This window comes from Bacillus gaemokensis (assembly GCF_001590835.1).
GTDB lineage: Bacteria > Bacillota > Bacilli > Bacillales > Bacillaceae_G > Bacillus_A > Bacillus_A gaemokensis.
On sequence record NZ_LTAQ01000070.1, the window covers coordinates 150,749 to 176,572 of the forward strand.

The window sequence follows — 25,824 nt, forward strand, 5'->3', positions numbered from 1 at the left end:
CTCGAACGATTCGAGATGCATTTTTTTGGCATATATAGAAAAACATGCTCAGCATGAGAGAAAGATTAAAAACAGAAACTACAGGTACGATTATATATGGAAAGGAGACTATTTATGAAGTATAAATGGTTATATATAGGTCTCATTTTTTCAATTATGATGGCACTTGTTCCAGTTTCGGCGTTTGCTTATACAAATACACCACATAACTGGGGAATTCCGCGTCCTAAAAATGAGACAGCGCCAGACGCTGGAAAACTATATACAGATTTACTACAAAAAAATGGTGGCTTTTATTTAGGAGATACAAAGAAAAAAGATATATACTTAACATTTGATAATGGATATGAAAATGGATATACAGGGAAGATTTTAGATGTATTAAAGGAGAAGAAAGTACCAGCAACCTTCTTTGTGACAGGGCATTATATAAAAACGCAAAAAGATTTATTATTAAGAATGAAAAATGAGGGTCATATTATCGGTAACCATTCTCGAAGCCATCCGGATTTTACAACAGTGAATGATGAAAAACTTCGTGAAGAATTGCAAAGTGTAACGGATGAAATTAAAAAAGTAACCGGACAAAAAGAAGTGAAATATGTACGTCCTCCTCGCGGGGTTTTTAGTGAGCGTACGCTAGCTCTTACAAAAGAAATGGGATATTATAACGTATTTTGGTCGCTTGCGTTTCTAGATTGGAAAGTAGATCAGCAACGAGGATGGCAATATGCTCATAATAACGTTATGAATATGATTCATCCAGGATCTATTTTATTACTTCATGCGATATCAAAAGATAATGCAGAGGCGCTTGCGAAAATCATTGATGATTTGCGCGAGAAAGGGTATCATTTTAAAAGCCTAGATGATTTAGTAAAAAGCAATCAACCGTAAGCGTGTATGCTTACGGTTTTCTCATGCTATAATGATGTGTAAAAAGGATGGGGAAACGTATGTGGAGCGAACATGTTACGCTAAAGTATCCGTACCATTTTGAAGAAGTGCTAAGGCGTTTATCTTTTGACCCGCTAAATGTTGTTCAGCTGGATGAGAAAATAATTTATGTTCCACTCATTATAGATGGAGAACATGTTGTTGTTCGTGTGCAGGGAATCGGTACGCTTCAAAATCCACAATTTTGGATTTCAAGCCAGACAGGTGAGCCAGAGATAATTATGAAACGTATCCATTCTATTTTCCAATGGAACCAATCTTTTCAAGATATACAAACCCATTTTATCAACACATCATTACGTCCAATCTTTGAAACATATGCGTATACACCACTTATTTTAGAGTTTGATTATTTTGCTTGTCTCCTTCGTTGTATTATTCATCAACAAATACATTTGAAATTTGCGACTACGCTTACAGAACAATTTGTAAAACGGTATGGAACTGAGGAAAATGGAGTTTTCTTTTTCCCAACACCAGAAAGAGTAGCAAATATTTCAATAGAAGAACTTAGAAATCAGAAGTTTAGTCAACGAAAAGCTGAATATATGGTAGGATTGGCAAAACATATTGTGGAAGGTAAGTTGGATTTATTAGCATTAGAGAAACAAACAGAAGAAGAGGTTTCAGCAAAATTATTACCAGTGCGAGGTATCGGTGCATGGACGGTGCAAAACTTTTTACTGTTTGGACTCGGGAGAAAAAATATGTTCCCAAAAGCAGATATTGGGATTCAGCGTGCACTTCAAGGTGTATTTCAATTAGAGAATAAACCAGATGATGCATTTTTAGAACAAGTGAAACAAGAGTGTGAACCATACTGCAGTTATGCAGCGTTATATTTATGGAAAAGTATAGAGTAGAGGTGTAACAATAGTGCAAAAGCAACACGAGAGTAAGTTGGAAGTTGGTCAAACGTTTCCTGTGACAATTAAGCGTCTTGGGATTAACGGAGAAGGCGTTGGTTATTTTAAGAGACAAGTTGTTTTCATTCCAGGGGCATTACCAGGAGAAGAAGTTGTTGCGGAAACAACGAAAATTCAGCGTGGCTTTGCTGAAGCAAAAGTGAAAAAAATTCGTAAAGCGTCACCGCATCGCGTAAAACCGCCATGTCCGGTATATGATGAATGCGGTGGTTGTCAGCTGCAACATTTAGATTATAAAGAGCAGTTAAATCAAAAGAGAGATATAGTTGTACAAGCGTTTGAAAAGTATATGAACGGAAGCTTGGAAGCTGATATTCGTCCGACGCTTGGCATGGGAAATCCATGGCATTATCGTAATAAAAGTCAATTGCAAGTGGGACGTAAAGACGAAAAAGTGATTACAGGCTTATATAAGCAAAACTCACACCAGCTAATTGATATTTCTCATTGTATGATTCAGCATAAAGCAACAAACGAAGCGACGAAAGTCGTACGACGTATATTAGAAAAACTGAACATTTCTATTTACAACGAGAAAAAACAAAAAGGTCTAGTGCGTACAATTGTGACACGTGCTGCAGTTCAAACAGGGGAAGTACAAGTCACATTAATTACAACAAAAGAAGAATTACCAAATAAAGATCAATTTATCGCAGAAGTACAAAAACAAATGCCAACAGTTAAATCGATTATGCAAAATGTGAACTGGCGTAAAACATCTGTTATTTTCGGTGACAAAACATTCAACTTAGCTGGAAAAGAAGTTATTCAAGAAACACTTGGTGATTTATCATTCGAATTATCAGCACGTGCTTTCTTCCAGTTGAATCCAGAACAAACAGTTGTCCTGTATAACGAAGCGAAAAAAGCTGCTGCGTTAACAGGTACAGAAAAAATCGTTGATGCATATTGTGGTGTTGGTACAATTGGCCTATGGCTTGCGAAGGATGCAGCGGAAGTGCGCGGTATGGATGTGATTCCAGAAGCGATTGAAGATGCAAGGAAAAACGCAAAGCGTCACGGATTTACAAATACGAAGTACGAAGCTGGAAAAGCAGAACAATGGCTACCAAAATGGGTTAAAGAAGGCTGGCATCCAGATGTAATCGTTGTTGATCCACCACGCACAGGTTGTGATGATAAGTTACTTGAAACGATTTTAAAAGTAAAGCCGAAACAAGTCGTTTACGTTTCTTGCAATCCTTCATCATTAGCACGTGATGTGAAAACATTAATGAGGAGTTACGAAGTAGAGTATGTACAACCAGTTGATATGTTCCCGCATACGGCGCATGTGGAGAATGTAGTTAAGCTTGTGAGAAAGTAGACTAGCTGGACTTAAGTAATAATAAGATACGTTTCCCTCATGCAAAAAGAGTTGTGTGAGGGATTGTATTTTATTGAGATACTTAAAAATAAGGAGAAGAAAATGAACAATTATAAATTGATAATTCAATATGATGGGGCACGCTATAAGGGCTGGCAGCGTCTTGGTAATAACGATAATACTATTCAAGGAAAAATCGAAAGTATATTATCAGAAATGGTCGGAAAAGAAATCGAAATTATCGGTTGCAGCAGAACAGATGCTGGTGTACACGCTCTTAACCAGGTAGCTAATTTTAAAGTTGATGAGAAATTATCTGAACCAAAAGTTAAAAAGTATTTAAATCAATACCTACCAAACGATATTAGTATTACTGATGTGGAACTAGTTCCAGATCGTTTTCATGCCCGCTATAACTCAAAAGCGAAAACGTATTTATATAAGATTTGGAATGAGGAACATATAAATCCATTCATGCGCAAATACAGCATGCATGTTGGAAAAAAGTTAAATATTGAAAGCATGAAAAAAGCAGCTCAATATTTAATCGGTTCACATGATTTTACTGCTTTTTCAAATGCTAAATCTAAGAAAAAGTCTATGGTTCGTGAAGTATATATGCTCGATATCGTGGAAAACGAAGGTTTCATCCAAATTAGAGTAAGCGGAAACGGATTTCTTCACAATATGGTAAGAAAGATTGTTGGAGCGTTAATCGAAGTTGGATTAGGTCAGTTAGATGCTGAAGCAGTGCCGCAAATTTTAGAGGAAAAACAACGAAACCAAATCAATTGCCTTGCGGATGCAAGTGGATTGTATTTGGAGAAGGTTGATTTTTAGACAAACAGATGTAATGTATTTTGTAAATTTACTAGTACCCCATATGTTCTTACATACACTTTAGACATGTGGAGATTGTTGTGTAGTTGATATAGGTAGAATGTAAATCAAAAAAGAAAGAGTTATTCACTCTTTCTTTTTTGATTGTATTTATAGAAACTGCAAAGAAATTAAGAGGATGTATAGGGCTTTTTAGCTATTTAAATTATATTTTTTTAGTCGATATTGTAGGTTTTGCCTACTCAATCCTAAAAATTTTGCAGCTTGTGAAATATTACCTTTATTTTCTTTAAGAATTTGATTAATGTATTCTTTTTCTATTTCTTTTATTGTATGCTTTAAAGTTTTAGGCGTATCGTTTGCATTTTGATGAGTTAGTGTTGGATGGATGTCGAATTCTCTTTTTGTTAGTTCATAAAAGCGTGTTGGCATATGGAACGTTGTAATGATTTCCTCGTTTTCTATTAAGTTCATAGAGCCTTCAATCATATGTTCCAATTCTCTTACATTACCTGGCCAATCGTAGTCATAAAAAAAGTTTCTTACGTTAGAATCCACCCCTTTTACTTTTAAGCCAAATTGGATATTATATTTTTCGATAAAATGATGAAGGAGAATTAAGATATCTTCTTTTCTCTCTCTTAAAGGTGGAAGAAATAAAGTGACCACGCTTAATCGATAATATAGGTCTTTCCTTAATCGATTGTGTGTTATAGCTTCAATAGGATCTTCATTAATGGTTGCTATGATTCGGACATCTACTTCTTTTTCTTGTAAGCCTCCGACTCTTCGTATTGTTTTATCTTGTATAGCACGCAGTAATTTAGCTTGAAGAGCTGGGCTTAATGAGTTAATTTCATCTAATAATAAAGTTCCTCCATTAGCTTCTTCAAATAAACCTGGTTTATCTATTGCACCTGTAAAAGCGCCTTTGTTCGTTCCAAATAATAGGCTCTCCATTAGGGTTTCTGGTATAGCAGCGCAGTTTTGTGAGATAAAAGGCTTTGCTGAACGATGACTTTCATTATGAATGCTTTGTGCAAACAGTTCTTTCCCAGTTCCCGTTTCTCCTACGATAAGTATGGAGGAGGATGTGCGTGTTACTTTTTTTGCTTCTGTGATGATAGATTGAGTTGCCATAGAATTACCTATTATATGATTAAAGGTAAACTTAGTATTTTGTTTTCGAGGAAGACTTGTCTTAATCGTTTGCTTTAATTGGGTAATGTCTTTTGAAACCTCAATAGCGCCTTTGATTTTTCCATTTTCTATTATGGGGAAAGTATCATTAATTGTTGTAATCTCTTTTCCTTTATTATTAAAATAGGTTTGTTTTATGTTTCTTTTTGTTTTTCCGAGTCTTAGTGCTTCTATGAGTGTACTACTTTGGTTTTCCTCAAATACGAATACCTCTAAAGGATTTTTATGTAATACATCTTTACGATCCATTGATTCAATTTCCATCATTTTGCGATTATAGATTATCGTTTTACTGTCCTCATTGATAATGTGAATTCCAATATCAAGTTCATTCAGCAAAGTTTCATATAGCGTATTCATCTCAATTAACTTTTTAAAATTGATTTCTTCTGTATGCATGTATCATCTTCTCCTCGTTATACCCTATGAAGACTGACTTTTTTTAATTTTATTAAAATTCTTGTAAAATCGCAAAATTTTTTTGCGATTTATGATTGGAAATTTTTAAATAATAGAAAAATTTTGCACTTATTAAGATTTTTTTTCGCACGGAATCCTAATTTCAGACAGGAATTGAGGTTGGTATGTATCTTGCATGAATAGTAGTTGAATTCTCTACATTTCAAGATTAGGGATAAGTTGAAACTTTTATCTCGCTATATGTGGGCAGCAATATCCCTATCTTTAGATTCTAAGGAAATCAAAGAAGATAGGTAGGGGATAAACTACCCGTAAATGCCCAGTTGGTGAGGGCAAATGCTCAGTAGAGGGTGAAGAAAGCCCCTACGGAGCAAAGTTTCATGTTATAAGGTATGTAACTTTTCAGCAGTACTTAATAAGAAAAAGGAGGTTGAAAAATGAAGGCGGTTATAGAAAACGTGTACAGTCCTTGTTATGGAAAAGTAGAGAAATTATTTATTACTGAAAGTTCATATGTATATGAATGGGAAAAATTAGCGTTAATTGAAACGATAGATAAACAGAAAGTAGAAATTAAAGTAGGAATCAGTGGCTATATCGAATTGCTAGAAGTGGAAGAGGGACAAACTATCACGAATAAAACACGATTAATAACAGTAAGGGATGACATGTTAATAACAGGTAGTGATTAATAGAAACTGTATGGATTATGTACTGTTTTCTAGTGCTCTTTTAAATAATTACTTTCACTTATTCTAATACCGAGTGAATCATAAGAAAGTTTAAGGATTGATTATTACGTTACGGTTTGTTTTTTTGATAGGGGGATTTGCTTTCAAAAAATCCCTCTCCTATTGTGAATCCGTAATAAAAATGTACACCATTATCTTTTTTATGTTTTAACTTTCTTTTTTTAGATTATTTTTTTAAAGCGTTTACATTCATAGTGTTTGCAAAACTAAAAGGGGGATTTATATGGCAAATCAAAACCAGGAATTAAAACGGGAGTTGAAAAGTCGACATTTATTTATGATCGCACTGGGAGGGGTTATTGGCACCGGACTTTTCTTAGGATCCGGTTATACAATCCATGAAGCTGGGCCTGGAGGAGCAATTGTAGCCTATCTTGTCGGGGGATTTGTTATGTATTTAACGATGCTCTGCCTTGGGGAATTGGCAGTTGCTCTGCCTGATGCAGGGTCTTATCAAACGTATGCTACAAAACATATTTCGCCTGCAGTAGGTTATGTAGTGGGATGGATGTCGTGGTTAAACTGGTCCGCTACGATAGGCATTGAACTGATTGCAGTTAGTATTTTAATGAAACGTTGGTTTCCGGATGTATCATCGTGGATTTGGTGCGTAGTGTTTGCAGTTCTGCTTTTTACTATTAATGCATTATCCTCAAGAAGTTTTGCAGAGGTTGAGTTCTGGTTTGCAAGTATTAAAGTAATTACAATTATCGCGTTTATTATTTTAGGCGGGGCAGCTATGTTTGGTTTCCTAGATATGAAAGGAAATGAACCAGCACCAATGCTTTCTAGTTTTACTGATTACGGGGGACTGTTTCCAAATGGATTAACAGCTATTTTAATTACAATGATTGCAGTCAACTTTTCCTTTCAAGGAACAGAACTAGTTGGTATTGCGGCTGGAGAGAGCGAAAACCCGGAGAAAACAATACCAAAAGCAATTAATAATACAGTTTGGCGTATACTAGTTTTCTTTGTACTTTCTATTTTTATCCTTGCTGGATTATTTCCTTGGCAGCAAGCAGGAGTGATAGAAAGTCCATTCGTAGTTGTATTTGATAAAATTGGTATTCCTTATGCGGCAGATATTATAAATTTCGTTATTATTACAGCGGTACTATCCGTGGCGAACTCAGGGTTATATGCAACTTCTCGTATGCTATGGTCTATGTCTAATCAAGGGATGATTAATCCGATTTTTGGTAAGTTATCTAAAAATGGTGTTCCAATTTATGCATTGGTTGTAAGTACTGTTGTAGGTTGTCTCTCGTTACTATCAGGTATTTATGCGGAGGGTACAGTTTATTTATGGCTTCTTTCTATTGCTGGATTCGGTGCAATATTAGTCTGGGCGTCTATCGCTTTATCTAACCTTTTGGCTAGAAGAACATACTTAAAGCAAGGAGGAGATATTAAGGACTTGAAATTTAAAACCCCATTGTATCCGCTTGTTCCAATTCTTGCTTTAGTATTAAATTTAACGGTAATCATTAGTATGGCTTTTATTCCGGAACAACGAATGGCATTGTACTGTGGTATTCCATTTGTGATTGTTTGTTTACTGCTTTACCTTGTTACAAGAAATAAGAAAAACAAAATGACGCATATTGAAAAGACGAATACAACAGAAGCGCAAAGTCTATGATAAGATTTTAGATGTGATTTTCATGCAGTCGAGGAATAGTCGTTATACAAAATCAACTGTAGAAATGGAAATGAAAATCAAAAAGAAAAACGAGCTAATCTACTAGATAGCTCGTTTTTTTCTATACAATACATCCAAACTAAGAGGATTACCCTCTTTTTATTTTTAGTTTAGCAGTCCAAAACGCAGCAAGCATAATCGCTGCGATACAACCGCTAATTGTCCCAATTAGCTTTGCATAAGGAAGGCTATTCATGTCGTTATTGAGAAAAAACATCATGCATAGGATTGCAGGGAAAAGGTATAGATAATATAGGCGCTTTAGTCGTTTATCTTTTATCATATGATTAGTCCCTTTCTATTATTTTATAAATTTATTATATCACAAAAAAATCCAATTAATTGTAAAATATTGGTTCGTATAGGAGTGAGAAGAGGGTATGGATCATTAGAGGCTATAAAATTGTATACAGTCTCTTTTTTTGTGAAAATAAAACTGGAAACATACTATGTATGCAAAGGGGAATTAGTCATGAATCAGATCATTTCACAGCTAGTAAAACAAATTGATTTGAGAAAAGAGGAACTACTAGAGCTTACCAAAACATTAATCCGTTTTGAAACACCAGCACCGCCAGCGCGGAATACAAATGAAGCACAGCAATTTGTTGCTGATTTTTTGAAAAAACGTGATTTTACAATCGATAAATGGGATGTATATCCGAATGATCCAAATGTTGTTGGGGTGAAAAAAGGGACAGCGGGTAATTCTCATAAAAGTCTTATCATTAATGGGCATATGGATGTAGCTGAAGTATCAGCAGATGAGGACTGGGAAACTGAGCCATTTAAACCATTTATAAAAGATGGATGGCTAGTTGGTCGCGGCGCAGCTGATATGAAGGGTGGATTAGCAGGAGCTTTGTTTGCAATTCAGCTGTTACAAGAAGCAGGAATTGAATTACCTGGGGATTTAATCTTTCAATCGGTGATTGGAGAAGAAGTGGGAGAAGCAGGAACACTTCAATGTTGTAAACGTGGCTACAATGCTGATGTTGCGGTAGTGGTTGATACAAGTAATTTACATATGCAAGGGCAAGGCGGCGTTATTACAGGGTGGATTACCGTAAAAAGTCTACAAACATTTCATGATGCGACGCGTAGACAGATGATTCATGCTGGTGGCCGTTTGTTTGGAGCGAGTGCGATTGAAAAGATGATGAAAATTGTCCAAGGTTTACAGGAACTAGAACGTCATTGGGCGGTAATGAAAACATATGAAGGCTATCCATCAGGAACAACGACAATTAACCCAGCTGTCATTGAAGGAGGGCGCCATGCAGCTTTTGTTGCAGACGAGTGCCGCTTATGGATTACGGTACATTTCTATCCGAATGAAACGCATGATCAGGTGGCAAAGGAAATTGAAGAGTATATTGGTAGAGTGGCAGCGGCTGATCCATGGCTTCGCGAAAATCCACCACAGTTTGAGTGGGGGGGAGAATCGATGATTGTTGACCGAGGTGAAATATTCCCCTCATTAGAAGTTGATGGTGAACATCCAGCTGTACAGAAACTTGGATCTGTACATGAATCCATATTAAAAAGAGAGGTAACTGTAGATATGTCAGCAACGGTAACAGATGGTGGATGGTTTAGTCATTTTAATATTCCAGCGGTCATTTACGGTCCAGGTACGTTAGAAGAAGCGCATTCTGTAAATGAAAAAGTCGAAGTCCAGCAGTTGATCGAGTTTACAAAAGTTATTACTGCTTTCATATATGAATGGTGTCATACGGAAAAATAAGGGGAATTTAAGGTGTTTCTAATAAAAATATAAGGTTTATTCTGTAATATGAGAGGTACCTGTCGTGGAATCGTACAAGCTTTGATGTTTGTACGATTTTTTTATTGATTTTAATGGAATAAGAAACAATTTCTTTATAGTATAATGGGAATGTTTTTTGCTTTAGTCTCCCTAATAAATTCATGAATGGTAAGATAATACCAAATGAAATAAAGGAGAATGTAAGTGAATATAAATCAAAAGGCAATTGAGTTACTCGAAAAAAATAAATATGAAGAGTCATTAAAACTTTTTAGAAGAGCCGTACAAGTATCAAGAGATGTTCAATCGTTAAACAATCTTGCTTGGATATATAACTATGAAGAAGATGATATTGAAAATGCCTTGATGCTTATTAGAGAAGTTATAGATATGAAGCCAGCGTCTTATTTTCCATATAATCTTTTAGGAGAAATTTATATAAAGAAAAAATTCTGGAAAGATGCTTCTAACATTTTGCTTCAGTCTATTGCAATCCAGCCATCTATTGAAGCATACAAAAATTTAGGTGTAGCTAAGTATCACCTTGGAGAATTAAAAGAGGCTGCAGAGTATTTTCTTATGGGTTCAAGTAACTCTGATAACTCTGATTATTATCTATATAGTTATGTCAAATGTTTGATTGAGCTTGGCAAAGCAACTGAAGAAAGAATAAATTAGATTCGTTTTCGGAGGAGGATAACGATTTTGTAGGAGCAATCGAAGTTGCAGAATTATATGTGGAACTCGGGTGTTTTAAAGAAGCTATAATGTGGTTTGAAAAAGGATGGAAAGATTACTGGAAAGAACCTGTTTGGATTAGTAGGTATATATATTCCCTATTTAAAATCAACTATATAACTCGTGCGGAAGAAATTATCAGTCAGGTAATTCAGCAAACCAATGAACAAATCCGAGATATATTAGATGAGGTGTGTGACGAAGGATGGACAGAAAATGATAAAGAAGAGTGTATCCAACAGTTAAGTAATTATAAGGAAGACTATGAACATATGGTGGAGAAGGTTGTATCTGGATACATTCCTAAAATGAAATTTAAAACATCGATATACACAGGCTGTTATCTGTTTGGATGTCAACGGCATCATCATCCAGAATACCAAGGGTAAACAGCTACGATAAACTCAGAAGAAAAAGAACTATTTCAAATACTAGTGAAACTAGAAATTTTGGAATAGTTCTTTTGTCTTCAATAAGGCCCCTAAGTTTTCTTCTTTATTTCAGCTAACTTCTCTTTTGCTAGTTCCACCGCAATAGCATCATCTAAATAGCCAATTGGAAATATATAATCTGGGATAATGTCTGTTGATAAAACAAAATACAATAAGGCGCTGCCAATGATAGCGCGCTCTTGAATTGAAATAGATTCCTTGCAAAATTGCTGATACATATCTGTTAATTGCTCAATAAAAGGGCCTGTGCTGTCAATCTGCTCGAGTTTTGGTGAGAAGCTTTCGTGAATACGTTTTTGTCCTTCGGTTGTTTGCGCATAGCTTTCGTAATTTTCGAGCTCCTGTTTAACACGAGTTGTTGTGTAATCGTAATCAAATAAGTTAGAGGATTGTAATGTTTGTTGAATAGCATCGATGGATGTGTACATATCCGTTCTGTCTTTTTTTTCATGAGGAGAATCAGTATACATTGCATCATATAGCACTTGTGGTGGAACTTGTAGACATTCTGCGAAATTTTGCAGATGTTTTTGTTTCGCTTGTTGCTTACCATTTATAATCCTTGAAATTGTTGAGGGATCAATGTTTGTAAGTGTTCCTAATTGACGCATAGATAAGGCACGTTCTTTTAATAATTTCTTTAATAGTGTACCAAGCTGAACATTTGGATTTTGAGTGGACATAGTTTAGGCACTCCTTCTCGTTTCTAAAGTGTTGAAAAAATGTTGAGCTTTTATTACAAGTATATGAAGCTGACAGGCACAGTTGCTCAACATTTGCATAAGATGCATGGGAAAGTGAAAAAAAGGAGTGACTGTTGATGAGTACGGCAGGTTTATTTTCAATTCTTCTAATTGGAATTGCTTCTAATTTAGATAATGCAGGTGTAGGAATTGCGTATGGGATTCGTCGAATTCAAATATCTTGGTTTAATAATTTTATCATTGCTTTTTTCGGTTTCCTCTTCACCTTATTGGCCGGATTTTTTGGTAATTGGATTTCATTGTTTATTTCAGATTTTATGGCTAATCTAATTGGCGCGATTGTTCTTGGGGTAATTGGAGTATTTGTTTTATGTCAGCCATTACTTAGCAAGTCGGAGGAGGTACTTGAGAAAAAGGGGAATATGGTTATGGGGATTTTGCATAATCCAGAAAACGCTGACTTCGATGGTTCTAAAACAATAAGCTTTTCTGAAGCACTTGTATTAGGTGTTGCACTATCCATTAATAATATTGCTGGGGGGTTTGATGCGGGGGTAACCAATTTAAATCTTTGGTGGACTGCAATTGTTTCTGGTGTATTTAGTTTTATTTGTATTAGTGGTTTTTCGTATATAGGGAAGAAGTTTTTAGCGGAATACTTAGGAAAGTGGGCAACAATTATTGCGGGTGTTTTACTGATTCTTATTGGAATCGATCAATTGATGTAATATGGGAAACAGCATCCGAGTATTTCCTTGGAAATATAACAAGGTATTGCATATATCGACGAACTTTTATTCATACTAACATTGATTTCTTTTAAAGAAAGGGGGATGAATATGGGGCGTGGTAAAGCGTTTGATCATAAGAAAAAAGGTCATGATCATCAGCCTCCTAAAGGAGCGCATGTTCATAAAGATGTAAATGAGCATACGTTAGAAGAGGAAGAACTACCTGTTAATATTGAAACGTATAAGAATAGTTTGAAAAAACATTAAAATTAAAGCACCTGCATAGGTGCTTTTCTAACGGATGTCTTCGATTAACTGTTGTGATTCTTCATACATGCCGTACTCACCTAAAACTTGAATACAGCGCCATTTTAGTTCCTCAATACTTGGTTCTAATTCTTCGGGGAGGACATGGTGAATATCTTCAAGCCCCATGCCAAAATGAATAAGTTCTAATACTTGATCATCAATGTTTCGATCCATTAATAATTCCAATACTTCTAAATTAAATATGTATCGATAAGCTTCATCGGGCGAAACTACTTTTAGTTTCAAGCTTTCCACAATACTAAGTATAAAAAGAAGAATAGTTTTTTCGAGGACGGGCTTTTCTGCCATTTGGAATATGAGCTTCATTTCTTTTACACCTCCACCATATAGCGTTAGGTTGTACTATATTATTCAGGAGGGTGGGACAAATATGCATAATAAAAAAAGTTATCCTGTCTGAATAGACGAGGATAACTTTTTACTTGTTAGAATTTGAAATCCTTATTTCTCTGCAATCCATACAGATAGCAGAGAAATAAGTAATGCAAATACAACATAATCAGGATTCTCAAAATTAGAGAAAATATTTTTCAAGGAGTTTGCACTGTTAATAAAGACACCAAAGAATAGTTGATAGAGTGTTAAATAAATGGTTTTCCATTGAATGAAATATTCAGCAACCTCAAATAAATCAGTTGATAGGTCTACGAAACGGTCGAATAGGTGAATGAAATAGAATTACAATAGCTGTTAGTAAAATTGCAATAAAGGAAAGGTAAACAACTGAATCAACTTCTATTTTACCGAAATTTAATTTGATAAAAAATGATAAGCCAATACCTATAATAAGGAGGAGTGGGGCTAAACAGAGAAAAAAGGGATATAATGTATGTTTTTGCTTTATGTAAATGTAGTTTGTTATAAGTGAGGTAACCGATTAATAAGAGTAAGATTCCAATAATGATTAAATAAAAGAAAGTATGCATATATGACTCCGTTCTAATTATTACGTGTAAGGAAGAAAAGCGCTTGTAAGTCGCTTTTCTTTAAAAAATACTCCAGCCTTCTTGAGCTGAAAGGAGTTCGAGAATTTTAAAACCAGCGATACTATTTCCGTTTGCATCTAAAGCAGGTCCAAAAATACCGATTCCCATTTCCCCTTTTACGCAGCCAAAAATCCCGCCAGCTACACCACTTTTTGCAGGAATGCCAACACGAATAGCAAATTCACCAGATTCGTTGTACATACCACAAGTTACCATGAATGTTTTACAAATCTTTGTAATATGCTTCGGAATGATTTGTTTTTTCTTATATGGGTCATAACCGTCCATTGCAAAAATTAAACCAATGCGTGCTAAATCAATGCAGTTTACTTCAATTGCACATTGGCGTGTATATAAATCCATTAGTTCCTCAATATTTCCATCTATGATTCCGTTTTGCTTCATGTAGTAGCAAAGTGAGCGATTTAAGTAAGCTGTTTCTAGTTCAGAGATCGCAACCTTGGACGAATAATTAATAGAAGGATTGTCTGTAATATCGCGCACGAAGCGGAGAATTCGTTCCATTTTCTCTTCATTACTATCTCCTGTGAGCATACTTGTAATAGCTAATGCACCGGCGTTAATCATTGGATTAAGCGGTTTAGAAGGGCTAGTAGTTTCTAACTTAATAATAGAATTAAACGGATCACCAGTTGGTTCCATCCCAACTTTAGAGAATACATATTCTTCACCACGGTCTAGAAGAGCAAGTGCAAGTGTAATCACTTTTGAAATACTTTGAAGGGTAAATAGTGTTTGTGAGTTACCAGCATGGATATATTCTGTTTCTTTATGGTAGATAGCAATTCCTAAATCGTCTGGATTTGCATTTCCTAGTTCGGGGATATAAGTAGCAAGTTTCCCTTTTTTTGTATAAGGTTTTACTTGTTCTAACAACTGTTGTAAGTTGTTTGTTTCGATGCACTGCATAGTACCAACGCTCCTATTTCTTTTTAACTAAGTTTACTGTTCCCAAGTACACTCGGAAATAAATAATAACATGAAAAAGTGGAATGATAAAATGAAACTTCTATATGAATACAAATTGACTAAAAGATATAAACCCTTTTTAAGGTGGGAGAGAGGATCCGGCCATGCATAGAAGCGGCCAGAGCCTTTTCCTGCCCCATACCAAGTAAAACAAAGAGGGCAAATGAATGAAGGTCACCTTTTGTTCTTCATAGCCGCGACTTATGTGCCAGCAGCAAATGAAAATGGAAATATAGACGTTTATATGAATACAAATTGATTAAAAGATATAAACCCTTTTTAAGGTGGAAGAGAGGATCCGGCCATGCATAGAAGCGGTCAGAGCCTTTTCCTGCCCCATACCAAGTAAAACAAAGAGGGCAAATGAATGAAGGTCACCTTTTGTTCTTCATAGCCGCGACTTATGTGCCAGCAAATGAAAAATGAAACTGGATGTATATATGTCCCATTATCCCGCTATTTGCGGGCAGTAAGACCCTCACCTCAAGATTCAGAGAGAAACAAGGAAGGTAGGTGGGGAATCAACTGCCCGTAAAAGCCCGATTGGTGAAGGAAGTTTCCCTTTATCTTGTTTTTAACTTTAGTCGCTAATAAAAGGAGAAATTTCCTTTTATATAACAGTTTGGAAATAGAAAAGATATCTATAAAAAGTTCATAAATTAAAACTACACATCTATACAACTATATGTTATCATGGTTATGTAATAGAAAGCGTTTTCTAAAGCGTACTTATAATGATAACGATTTCATAAATTTGAATAGGGGGAATTAAAATGTTGCAGTTTTTACAACGTATTGGTAAAGCATTAATGCTTCCAATCGCAGTGTTACCAGCAGCAGGATTATTGCTTCGTTTAGGTCAAGATGACGTATTTAATATTCCTGTTATGGCACAGGCCGGTGCAGCAATTTTTGATAATTTAGCACTTATTTTTGCAATTGGTGTTGCAATCGGTTTATCTGTTGATGGCAGTGGTGCAGCAGGTCTTGCAGGTGCAATTGGTTATCTGGTTCTACAAAATACAACGAATGCGCTAAGTAAAGCATATTCAGCAGCAGAGTTAAACGATAAATTAAAAAGTGTTCAAGACTTACTTGGCTCAGTAGATCCAAGTAAGTTATCTGATACAATGACAAAAGTTTCAAAAGCAGCAGCACTAACGCCGAAGATAAATATGGCCATACTTGGTGGGATTATTGCCGGGGTTGTTGCTGGATTACTATATAACAAATTCCATAAAATTAAATTACCAGAATGGTTAGGATTCTTTGCAGGAAAACGTTTTGTTCCAATCATTACTTCTATTGTAATGCTTCTTTTAGGATTAGTATTTGGACAAATTTGGCCAACAATTCAAAGTGGTATCGATACAGTAGCTCACGGTATTGTTAACTTAGGGTCAATTGGTTCCGGGATATTCGGTTTATTAAACCGTCTATTAATTCCAATCGGTTTACACCATGTAATGAACACATATTTCTGGTTTGTACTTGGTGACTTTACAAATGCAGCTGGTGATATTGTTCATGGTGATATCGCTCGTTTCTTTGCAAAAGATCCATCAGCAGGTATGTTTATGACTGGTTTCTTCCCAGTTATGATGTTCGGTTTACCAGCAGCATGTTTCGCAATGATTGCAGCTGCTAAGCCAGAAAAACGTAAAGCAATTGCAGGTATGTTAGGTGGACTTGCATTGACTTCATTCTTAACTGGTATTACAGAACCAATTGAATTTTCATTCATGTTCTTATCACCAGTACTATATGGTATCCATGCTGTGTTAACAGGTATTTCTTTATTTGTAACAACATCACTTGGCATTCACGATGGTTTCTCATTTAGTGCTGGGGCAATTGATTACTTCTTAAACTTTGGTATCGCAACAAAGCCTTTATTACTAGCGGGTATCGGTTTAATATACGCAGCAATTTACTTCTTCGTGTTCTATTTCTTAATTAAGAAATTCAACCTAAAAACTCCAGGTCGTGAAGATGACGATGAGTTAATCGAAGAAGGAGATGCACCGGTTGCAGGATCTATCGGTGAAACCTACGTAGCAGCATTAGGCGGAAAAGACAATTTAACAGTTATTGATAACTGTGCAACGCGCTTACGTTTACAAGTAAAAGATGCAAACTTAGTAAATGAGCCAGCATTAAAACGTGCTGGTGCAAAAGGTGTTATGAAATTAAGCAACACAAGTGTACAGGTTATTGTAGGTACAAATGTTGAATCTGTTGCCGATGATATGAAAAAGCATGTATAAATAATTAGATAAGAGGATATCTGGAAAGATTGATGAAATTGATCTTTTAGAGGATATCCTCTTTTTTTGTGAAAATTTCAATGGGAATCTTACTTTGGGAAATTTTCTTTTTCTTTTTTGTACGTATTGGTTGGTAATAAGTTCGTCACATGATAAAGTAAGGATGATATAAAATGGAATTTCCATTAGTTAGGAAAAATAGAGAGCATATTTTTTTATGAAGTGATTAAATTATTGGTAAATAAGGGGAAAAAAAGAACCATGAATGAAGAAAAGAATAGTGTCGGTATGAAAGCTCATCGAACGGCTATATACATAAAAAGAGCGGTTATTCTCATTGTACTATTTTCACTTGTATATTTTGGATATACAAAAATTACTTCCCATAATAAAAAAGAGAATACATTAAAAGCAGCAACAGAAATAAAAAAGAAGGAAGAAATTAACAAGAAATCAGAAGAAAAACAAACAGAGCAGCATCAAGAGCCAGTGCAACCCACTAAAGTAACAGAACCACCTGCTGAAGGACCACCGCAAGAAATTAATGAAAATGCTGAGTTAGATCAGTATTTGCAGAGTAAAAATTTTAGCGGAACAGCAGTTGTTGTGAAAAATGGAAAAGTACTTTTGAATAAAGGGTACGGTCTTGCAAATAGAGAGAAAAATATACAAAACAATTCGGCAACAACATTTTATATTGGATCGATTTCAAAGGCATTTGTAGCAACAGCAGTTATGCAATTAAAAGATCAAAATAAGATTCAAACAGAAGATACAATTGCGAAATATATTCCAGATTTCCCGCAAGGTGGTGGAATTAAGTTAGTGCATCTACTAACCCACACATCAGGAATTCCAGAATATGAAGCTGGATCAGATGATATTTCTCATGAGGAATTGTTGAAGCGAATTGGACAGCAAAAACGTTTATTTAATCCAGGTGAAAAATGGAAGTATTCAGATTCGAATTACTCAATACTTGGTTACATCGTTGAGAAAGTTAGTGGGCAACCGTTAGAAGAATATATTAAACAACATATTTTTGATGTTGTAGGCATGAAAAATTCAGGTTTTGGCACTGAATTAGAGAAAACAAAGTATCCTTCTACTGGTTACAAGATTGTAAATAATGATATGACAGTACCTGCTATTCCGAGTATGTCACAATTATATGGAAATGGAGATATATATACGAGTGCAAATGATTTATATCTATTTAATGAAGCGCTATTTTCTGGGAAGCTAATATCCAAAGAAAGCTACGATCAAATGTTTACGGCATTTAAAAAGGATTATGGATTCGGTTGGTATGTGAATCCAGGAAGTTATTCTAATCATGGTGTAATGCCAGGTTGGAATTGCTTGAACGGCTTCAGTAGAAGTGGAAATGTATACGTTGTTTTATTATCTAACATTCAAAATAACATTAAATCATTTGGTTCGGTAAATAATGATATTTATACAATGTTACAGCATATTGAGGTGTGAAAGACTATCTTTTGAGATAGTCTTTTTTCTATGTGTAAGTTGAGGAAGGGGATATTTATTGAGATAATGAAAAAAATGGAAACGGAGGATTGTTATGAGCATTCATAAGCATCATGTATGCAATGCAAAGCGGACATTATTTTTAGCTATTATTGTCTTGATTATTGTTACGATTGGATTTGCAGTGGAATATCGGAAAGGAACAGTTTTTAGTTCGGAAAAGGATATTTTAAAGTTAATAAGTATCATGTTACCGGCATGTATTCTATTGATTTATAGTTTAGTAGAAAGAAGCAGAGCTAAATGGATGGAACAGATAACTCAAGATAGAGAAATATCCGTATTGTTGGAACAGCGAAGATTCGTTGTTCGTAGAGAAATAGGTTTATTTAAGACAGTTACATACTTTGGATTAGATGGAAATACAATGGGTGCTCTCAAAGAAAACTATGATTCCCATATTCAAAAGATATGGAAAGGTATTCTATCCTTTTTATTCAAAGGAATGCATGAGCAACAATTGTATTTATACAATGAATTAGGAGAAGAGCTGCTAGCGGTCAAGAAGAAGTGGGGGAGACGGAAAGCGTATTTATTTTATGACGCAATGGGAGAGAAAATTGGTGAATTAAATCAATTGTTGAGTTTTACAAAATGGGAATGGCATTTTGTATTAGTGAACGGGCAGGAAATTGGGAAAGTTACAGGAGACTTATCGGCAACTATGCAAAAAGGAAACTGGCAAGATGGAACTTATATTGATGTAAAAGAAGATGGGATTCCATTAGAAGCGGTTCAATATTTCTCCGCAAGTGGTGGGTCACTGGTTACGATATCTGTATCTGAAAATGCAGAGCTACAAAAGGCAGTATATTATACAGTGGCTGCAATTATAACATTTAAGAATTAGAAAACACGCTAAGGGCTATCTCTTTTGTTGGAAAATAGAATGGATATTAAGAATAAAAAAAGTAGATGAGAAATCATCTGCTTTTTGCAACAATATGAAAAGAAGTGTACCGAACAGGTACACTTCTTTCTATTCTGTCATAAAAAATATATAACAGAATAGGAGGTAAGGGTATTACAGTTTAAAATGGGTATGACTCTTTATACCACAGAATAGGATTCGTTTATAAGGATACCAAAAAAATACAATTTAGGGAAGAGTTAATTTAAAGGAGTTTTAGGTGAAGTTAATACTATGGTTATAGTTGTTTGCTCAACGTTTCACAAATGTGTCACAACTATCACGTTCGCTTTTTAAAAAAAGTAGTATTCTAAATGTGTAAGCTGTTATATAAAAAATCTTAGTCCTGTACTAATCAAAAATGGAGGAGATTAGGATGACTCAAGTATTAGAAACCGTAAAAAACGCATGGACAAACTTTAAAGGTGAAAAGTGGAAAGCAGAAATTGATGTTCGCGATTTCATTTTAAATAATGTAAACGTTTACGAAGGTGATGAAACCTTCCTAGCTGGAGCAACAGAAGCAACGAAAAAACTTTGGGGTCAAGTAATGGAGTTAACAAAACAAGAACGTGATAATGGTGGTGTCCTTGATATGGATACAAGCATTGTTTCTTCTATTACATCTCATGGTCCTGGATATTTAAATAAAGATATTGAAAAAGTAGTTGGTTTCCAAACTGAAAAGCCGTTTAAACGTTCGTTGCAACCATATGGTGGTATTCGTATGGCAGAGCAAGCTTGTGAAGCTTATGGATACGAGATGGATAAAGAACTTAGTCGTATTTTCAGAGACTGGCGTAAAACGCATAATCAAGGGGTATTCGATGCTTATACTCCAGAAATGAGATTGGCTCGTAAATCAGGTGTTATTACTGGTCTTCCAGATGCATATGGCCGCGGACGTATTATTGGCGATTATCGCCGCGTGGCATTATACGGTGTAGATCGTTTAATCGAAGTGAAAAAAGAAGATTTAAATTTAACTGGCGGTGTAATGAGCGAAGATACAATGCGTTTACGTGAAGAATTATCTGAGCAAATGCGTGCACTTCAAGAATTAAAACAAATGGCAGCTTCTCACGACTTTGATATTTCAAAACCAGCAACAAATGCACAAGAAGCATTCCAATGGTTATACTTTGCTTATCTTGCAGCGATTAAAGAACAAAATGGGGCAGCGATGAGCCTTGGACGTACTTCTACATTCTTAGATATCTTCATTGAAAGAGATATTGAAAATGGTACATTAACAGAAGAAGCAGCACAAGAAATTGTAGATCACTTTATCATGAAATTACGTCTTGTGAAATTTGCAAGAACACCTGATTACAATGAATTATTCTCTGGTGATCCAACTTGGGTAACTGAATCTATTGGTGGTATGGCACTTGACGGTCGTCCATTAGTAACGAAAAACTCATTCCGTTTCTTGCATACATTAGATAACTTAGGGCCAGCACCAGAGCCAAATTTAACAGTTCTTTGGTCTAAACAACTACCACAGAAATTTAAAAACTACTGTGCGAAAATGTCTATTAATACATCTGCAATTCAATATGAAAATGATGATATTATGCGTCCGGAATATGGCGATGACTACGGTATTGCTTGTTGTGTATCTGCGATGAGAATTGGTAAACAAATGCAATTCTTCGGAGCGCGTGCAAACTTGGCAAAAGCATTATTATATGCAATTAACGGTGGTAAAGATGAAAAATCAAAAGCTCAGATTGGACCTGAATTTGCACCGATTACTGCTGAAGTATTAAATTACGAAGAGGTAATGCACAAATTCGATATGACAATGGAATGGTTAGCGGGTCTATACTTAAATACACTAAACGTAATTCACTATATGCACGACAAATATAGCTATGAACGCATTGAGATGGCACTTCATGATACAAATGTTCTTCGTACAATGGCAACTGGTATTGCTGGATTATCTGTAGTAGCTGATTCTTTAAGTGCAATTAAATATGCGAAAGTAAAACCAATTCGTGATGAGAATGGTATTGCAGTTGACTTCGAAATTGAAGGAGATTTCCCTAAATACGGTAACAATGATGATCGTGTAGATGAAATTGCAGTAAATCTTGTAAAAACATTTATGGGCAAGCTTCGTAAACATAAAACATATCGTAATTCTGTTCATACAATGTCAATCTTAACAATTACATCTAACGTAGTATACGGTAAGAAAACAGGTAATACTCCAGATGGTCGTCGTACTGGTGAGCCATTTGCACCAGGGGCAAACCCAATGCATGGACGTGATACAAAAGGAGCACTAGCATCACTATTATCTGTTGCGAAATTGCCATATGAAGATGCACAAGATGGTATTTCTAATACATTCTCTATTATTCCAAAAGCACTTGGTAAAGAAGATGATGTACAAGTACGTAACTTAGTATCTATGCTTGATGGATATGCAGTGAAAGAAGGTCATCACTTAAATATTAACGTATTTAACCGTGAAACATTAATGGATGCAATGGACCATCCTGAAAAATATCCACAATTAACAATTCGTGTATCTGGTTACGCTGTTAACTTCATTAAATTAACTCGCGAACAACAAATTGATGTAATTAACCGTACAATGCATGAAAGTATGTAAATAAAAAAGGTTCCCTCTGTTGTTTATAAGAAGCAGAGGGAGCTGTTTCGATAGAGGAGGAAGCAACATGGTAAAAGGAAGAATTCATTCTGTAGAGTCTTGTGGTACTGTTGATGGCCCAGGAATTCGCTATGTCATATTTACACAGGGGTGCTTATTACGCTGTCAATATTGTCATAATGCTGATACGTGGGAAATTGGTAAAGGAAAAGAAATAACAGTTGAAGAAGTGATGCAGGATGTTACATGTTACCTTCCCTTTATTGAAGCTTCTGGAGGCGGTATTACGGTGAGTGGTGGGGAACCATTACTACAGTTAGATTTTTTGATTGAGTTGTTTAAAAGGTGTAAGGAAATTGGTATTCATACGACAATTGATTCTTCGGGAGGATGCTATTCTGAAGAGCCAGAATTCCAAAGGAAATTAGAGGTTTTAATGGACTATACAGATTTAGTTTTATTGGATTTAAAACATATTGATTCCAAAAAGCATCGTAAATTAACTGGTAAATCGAACGAACACATTTTACAATTCGCTCGTTATTTATCAGATAAAAAGAAACCTATCTGGATAAGGCACGTATTAGTTCCTGGTGTTACAGATAGTGAAGAGGATCTACAAAGATTATCTAGCTTCATTCAAAGTCTATCTAACGTAAAGAAAGTGGAAGTCTTACCATACCACAAGCTTGGGGTATATAAATGGGAAGCACTTGGACATAAGTATCCACTTGAAGGAGTAGAGCCTCCAACAGAAAAAAATGTTCAAAATGCAAAGCATATTTTACAAGCAGTCTAATCCAAATATTTGGATTAGACTTTTTTTCTTTTAATAAAATCTAGAGTATGAGCGAGGAAAAGAGTATACTAAAAGGAGAATATCCATATTTTTGTAAAGAAATAAGTGGATAAATTTACATAATTGTAAAGGGAAAACTAAATAGTAACAAGAATTAAGAAGTAACAGGGCGAGTATCATGGAATATAGATCGATTGTAGGTTATTGCGAAAGCTCTTATAGGAAAGTATAATAGAAAGATATGAGCACAGATAGGATTAAGGGGTCAATCTTATATGCTTTGCATATCCACGACAGGTACATAGCTAACATGAAAGTGTTGGAATCCAAATATGTAACTTTTTTAAGGAAAATGTTTTTCCTATTGTCGTATATGCAATATGGAGAAGCGAAAAAGCTAGGAGTGGATTTGTTTGATAAAAAACCCCAAGGTTTTAATATTAACTGCACATTATGGTAACGGTCATGTGCAAGTAGCAAAAACATTAGAACAAACATTTCGTCAAAAAGGAATTGAAGATGTGATTGTTTGTGATCTATTTGGAGAGTCGCATCCGGTCATAACGGATATTACAAAATATTTGTATTTAAAAAGTTATACAATAGGAAAAGAGTTATATCGTTTGTTTTATTACGGTGTAGAAAAGATTTATGATAAGAAGATCGCATCGTGGTACGCAAACTTTGGGAGAAAACGTTTAAAAGCACTCTTACATGCGGAAAAACCAGATATTGTGATTAATACATTTCCGATTATTGCTGTACCAGAATTGAAAAAACAAACAGGTTTTTCAATTCCTGTTTATAATGTGCTAACAGATTTTTGTTTGCATAAAATATGGATTCATCGTGAAGTAGATCGTTATTTTGTTGCAACGGATCATGTGAAAAAAGTAATGGTTGAAATTGGTGTGCCTTCAGAACAAATTGTAGAAACAGGGATTCCAATTCGTAAAAACTTCGAGTTAACTATGAATCCAGAAATCATATATAATAAATATCAGTTATCTCGTGAGAAAAAGATTTTACTTATTGTAGCAGGGGCTCACGGTGTATTAGGAAATGTAAAGGAATTATGTCAATCATTTATGTCAGTTCCTAATCTACAAGTAGCTGTTGTATGCGGGAAAAATGATATTTTAAAACAGGAATTGTTAGGACTACAGGAGCAGAGTCCTGAGGCGTTAAAAGTATTTGGTTATGTAGAAAATATTGATGAGTTATTCCGCGTTACCTCTTGTATGATTACGAAGCCCGGAGGCATTACGTTAAGTGAAGCAGCAGCTTTACAAGTACCTGTCATTTTATACAAACCTGTACCAGGGCAAGAAAATGAAAATGCACTGTATTTTGAGAAAAAAGGAGCTGCGATTGTAGTTCGCGAAGATGCTGAGATTTTTGTGAAAACTGAAGGTCTATTACAGGATGACATGAAGCTTTTACAAATGAAAGAAGCAATGAGAAGTATTTATCGTCCAGAACCCGCCTGTCATATTGTGGATACAATTTTAGAAGAAAATTATGCACAGTCAAATCATATACCAATTAAGTCACCGGCTCTTGCTCAATCTTTTACGTAATGTGAAACCCTCTTTTCTATTTTGAAAGGGGGGTTTTGTTATTTATCCACAAGAGAATTAGCTTTCAATAGAGAGTAAAATCAGAATATTAACAATGATATCCACACTATCCACAATTTTCAGAAAAAATATCCACAAATCAAATATTCTATATGTGATTAAATCCATAATTATCCTCAATAACGGTTGAATTTATACACAATTCTATTAATTCTGTGGATAAAGTTTTCCACAGAAAAAGATCCCTTCTCAAGTAGGGATCTTTTCATATAATTATACGCCTTTTGGATGATAACCAGCTGCACGGTCCGCTTTTTTAAATTCTTTTTGATAGAGAACTTCTTGTGTACTAGATAATGTGTTTCTTGCTTTTTCACGCTTCCTTTTATCCATTATCATTCACCTCGTATTATAAAGTCACTATCTATCGTTTCCAATGGTATGAGGTGATATACATAATAAAATCGTATTGTTAATTTTCTATAGTTAGTTCAAGTGAATCATTCTATCAATGATTTTGGATGAATCAGGAGAAATGTATAATGCCAAAAATCAAACTTTATTTCACATGAACTTACGCTTCTTTTAAGTGATGTGTATCTTGGAATGTAGTGTCACGCATTGTTGCAAGTGTATATTGATCTTTTGAAATTTCATATAAATTATATACTTCCTCGTTTGCATTAATTTGATCATAAACAACTTTTCTTGTTTCATTTGCTAGGTTTACATATTGAATCTTTTCAGCAGCTTTAATAGAGCGAATGTTTACTTTACGAATGCGCATAAAGATTGTTTCAATATCTAATTCATAGAAAAGTTCACTGAAAAAAGCATCTTTGGCTAATTTATTATAACCCTGGCCATGATATGGTTTGCCAAGCCATGTACCAAGAAACCCAGCCTTTTCTTGCACATCAAATAAAGTAATCGTGCCGATGGGGTTTCCCCATTCATCTAAAATTGTACGTGAAATCAATTCACCACGCTCTTCGGCTTCAATTGTTTGTTTTGTTAGAAATAAAAATTCTTCGTATGAATAAGCCTTTTGACGCACAAAAGGGAAGACAGCTGGATCCACCATTAAATCGTATAGAACGTGGCTGTCGTGTAAGTCGCGTTTTTTTAACATACTAACTCCTCCTCACATGAGGGTAGCATGACGAAAAAACACCCACCCTCGAAATTTTTATATCAATCTTTAAAAAATTTCGGGGTGGGAATCGAACCCACTAGAACCAGTCTATAACGCTGGTGGCGCACCATTT

At 35.1% G+C, this 25,824-nt stretch carries 23 protein-coding genes and 1 pseudogene; 16 read left to right on the top strand and 8 right to left on the bottom strand.

Features of this window, described 5'->3' with window-relative positions:
• Positions 1 to 114 precede the first annotated feature (114 nt).
• From pdaA to truA, 4 genes are all read left to right on the top strand, one after another.
• Entirely contained in the window at positions 115 to 897 is a 783-nt protein-coding gene (gene pdaA, locus AZF08_RS27925) for a delta-lactam-biosynthetic de-N-acetylase (protein ID WP_033677728.1), read from the top strand.
• A gap of 59 nt (positions 898 to 956) precedes the next feature.
• A complete protein-coding gene (locus AZF08_RS27930; RefSeq protein ID WP_033677731.1) occupies positions 957 to 1,820 on the top strand; it encodes a DNA-3-methyladenine glycosylase family protein in 864 nt (287 codons plus the stop codon).
• 10 nt (positions 1,821 to 1,830) lie between these two features.
• Positions 1,831 to 3,210, top strand: coding sequence for a 23S rRNA (uracil(1939)-C(5))-methyltransferase RlmD (gene rlmD / locus AZF08_RS27935; protein WP_033677732.1), 1,380 nt, complete (start codon positions 1,831 to 1,833; stop codon positions 3,208 to 3,210).
• Between the two features lie 102 nt (positions 3,211 to 3,312).
• The gene (gene truA, locus AZF08_RS27940; protein ID WP_033677734.1) at positions 3,313 to 4,050 is read left to right on the top strand and encodes a tRNA pseudouridine(38-40) synthase TruA; all 738 of its coding nucleotides are present in this window, start codon (positions 3,313 to 3,315) and stop codon (positions 4,048 to 4,050) included.
• Between the two features lie 192 nt (positions 4,051 to 4,242).
• On the opposite strand, the gene AZF08_RS27945 is transcribed toward truA, so the two are convergent.
• The gene (locus tag AZF08_RS27945) at positions 4,243 to 5,649 is read right to left on the bottom strand and encodes a sigma-54 interaction domain-containing protein (protein WP_033677736.1); all 1,407 of its coding nucleotides are present in this window, start codon (positions 5,647 to 5,649) and stop codon (positions 4,243 to 4,245) included.
• Between the two features lie 458 nt (positions 5,650 to 6,107).
• Here AZF08_RS27945 and AZF08_RS27950 point away from each other — a divergent pair, with 458 nt between their 5' ends.
• Entirely contained in the window at positions 6,108 to 6,362 is a 255-nt protein-coding gene (locus tag AZF08_RS27950) for a biotin/lipoyl-containing protein (protein ID WP_033677738.1), read from the top strand.
• A 283-nt stretch (positions 6,363 to 6,645) separates the two neighbouring features.
• Complete coding sequence (locus AZF08_RS27955; RefSeq protein ID WP_033677740.1) at positions 6,646 to 8,067, top strand: amino acid permease; 1,422 nt, start codon at positions 6,646 to 6,648, stop codon at positions 8,065 to 8,067.
• Between the two features lie 148 nt (positions 8,068 to 8,215).
• On the opposite strand, the gene AZF08_RS31005 is transcribed toward AZF08_RS27955, so the two are convergent.
• Positions 8,216 to 8,410, bottom strand: a complete 195-nt coding sequence (locus AZF08_RS31005; protein ID WP_033677745.1) for a hypothetical protein — start codon at positions 8,408 to 8,410, stop codon at positions 8,216 to 8,218.
• 141 nt (positions 8,411 to 8,551) lie between these two features.
• Between AZF08_RS31005 and AZF08_RS27965 the strand changes: the two genes are divergently transcribed.
• Together AZF08_RS27965 and AZF08_RS27970 are read left to right on the top strand one after the other, a co-directional pair.
• Positions 8,552 to 9,874 (top strand): acetylornithine deacetylase, encoded by a 1,323-nt coding sequence (locus AZF08_RS27965; protein ID WP_082246189.1) that lies wholly within the window; start codon positions 8,552 to 8,554, stop codon positions 9,872 to 9,874.
• A 225-nt stretch (positions 9,875 to 10,099) separates the two neighbouring features.
• Positions 10,100 to 11,022, top strand: a pseudogene (locus AZF08_RS27970) (tetratricopeptide repeat protein).
• Between the two features lie 92 nt (positions 11,023 to 11,114).
• On the opposite strand, the gene AZF08_RS27975 reads toward AZF08_RS27970, so the two are convergent.
• Positions 11,115 to 11,768, bottom strand: coding sequence for a DUF1232 domain-containing protein (locus AZF08_RS27975; RefSeq protein ID WP_033677750.1), 654 nt, complete (start codon positions 11,766 to 11,768; stop codon positions 11,115 to 11,117).
• A gap of 137 nt (positions 11,769 to 11,905) precedes the next feature.
• On the opposite strand from AZF08_RS27975, the gene ytaF reads away from it, so the two are divergent.
• Entirely contained in the window at positions 11,906 to 12,517 is a 612-nt protein-coding gene (ytaF, locus tag AZF08_RS27980) for a sporulation membrane protein YtaF (protein ID WP_033677752.1), read from the top strand.
• Between the two features lie 111 nt (positions 12,518 to 12,628).
• Entirely contained in the window at positions 12,629 to 12,787 is a 159-nt protein-coding gene (locus tag AZF08_RS31010; protein WP_167332933.1) for a hypothetical protein, read from the top strand.
• Between the two features lie 27 nt (positions 12,788 to 12,814).
• Here AZF08_RS31010 and AZF08_RS27985 read toward each other — a convergent pair whose 3' ends face one another.
• The 3 genes from AZF08_RS27985 to glsA all read right to left on the bottom strand — a co-directional run bounded on the left by AZF08_RS27985 (position 12,815) and on the right by glsA (position 14,766).
• Positions 12,815 to 13,156 carry a DUF3969 family protein gene (locus tag AZF08_RS27985; protein ID WP_033677756.1) on the bottom strand — a complete coding sequence of 114 codons (342 nt, stop codon included), beginning with the start codon at positions 13,154 to 13,156 and terminating at the stop codon, positions 12,815 to 12,817.
• 135 nt (positions 13,157 to 13,291) lie between these two features.
• On the bottom strand, positions 13,292 to 13,519 hold the full coding sequence (locus tag AZF08_RS32425) for an SA1002 family membrane protein (protein ID WP_438823431.1): 228 nt from the start codon (positions 13,517 to 13,519) through the stop codon (positions 13,292 to 13,294).
• A 317-nt stretch (positions 13,520 to 13,836) separates the two neighbouring features.
• Complete coding sequence (gene glsA / locus AZF08_RS27990) at positions 13,837 to 14,766, bottom strand: glutaminase A (protein ID WP_033677758.1); 930 nt, start codon at positions 14,764 to 14,766, stop codon at positions 13,837 to 13,839.
• Positions 14,767 to 15,599: 833 nt separating this feature from the next.
• Here glsA and nagE point away from each other — a divergent pair.
• From nagE to AZF08_RS28020, 6 genes are all read left to right on the top strand, one after another.
• Entirely contained in the window at positions 15,600 to 17,093 is a 1,494-nt protein-coding gene (gene nagE / locus AZF08_RS27995) for an N-acetylglucosamine-specific PTS transporter subunit IIBC (protein WP_033677761.1), read from the top strand.
• Between the two features lie 261 nt (positions 17,094 to 17,354).
• The gene (locus AZF08_RS28000) at positions 17,355 to 18,581 is read left to right on the top strand and encodes a serine hydrolase domain-containing protein (RefSeq protein ID WP_033677764.1); all 1,227 of its coding nucleotides are present in this window, start codon (positions 17,355 to 17,357) and stop codon (positions 18,579 to 18,581) included.
• Between the two features lie 94 nt (positions 18,582 to 18,675).
• Positions 18,676 to 19,491 carry a hypothetical protein gene (locus AZF08_RS28005; protein ID WP_033677767.1) on the top strand — a complete coding sequence of 272 codons (816 nt, stop codon included), beginning with the start codon at positions 18,676 to 18,678 and terminating at the stop codon, positions 19,489 to 19,491.
• A 436-nt stretch (positions 19,492 to 19,927) separates the two neighbouring features.
• The gene (gene pflB / locus AZF08_RS28010) at positions 19,928 to 22,177 is read left to right on the top strand and encodes a formate C-acetyltransferase (protein ID WP_033677770.1); all 2,250 of its coding nucleotides are present in this window, start codon (positions 19,928 to 19,930) and stop codon (positions 22,175 to 22,177) included.
• Between the two features lie 67 nt (positions 22,178 to 22,244).
• Positions 22,245 to 22,976 carry a pyruvate formate-lyase-activating protein gene (gene pflA / locus AZF08_RS28015; RefSeq protein WP_033677772.1) on the top strand — a complete coding sequence of 244 codons (732 nt, stop codon included), beginning with the start codon at positions 22,245 to 22,247 and terminating at the stop codon, positions 22,974 to 22,976.
• Between the two features lie 413 nt (positions 22,977 to 23,389).
• Complete coding sequence (locus AZF08_RS28020) at positions 23,390 to 24,556, top strand: diglucosyl diacylglycerol synthase (RefSeq protein WP_033677777.1); 1,167 nt, start codon at positions 23,390 to 23,392, stop codon at positions 24,554 to 24,556.
• Between the two features lie 273 nt (positions 24,557 to 24,829).
• Here AZF08_RS28020 and AZF08_RS28025 read toward each other — a convergent pair whose 3' ends face one another.
• The gene (locus AZF08_RS28025; RefSeq protein ID WP_063177414.1) at positions 24,830 to 24,949 is read right to left on the bottom strand and encodes a YfhE family protein; all 120 of its coding nucleotides are present in this window, start codon (positions 24,947 to 24,949) and stop codon (positions 24,830 to 24,832) included.
• A gap of 181 nt (positions 24,950 to 25,130) precedes the next feature.
• The gene (locus AZF08_RS28030) at positions 25,131 to 25,688 is read right to left on the bottom strand and encodes a GNAT family N-acetyltransferase (protein WP_033677779.1); all 558 of its coding nucleotides are present in this window, start codon (positions 25,686 to 25,688) and stop codon (positions 25,131 to 25,133) included.
• Positions 25,689 to 25,824: the final 136 nt, after the last annotated feature.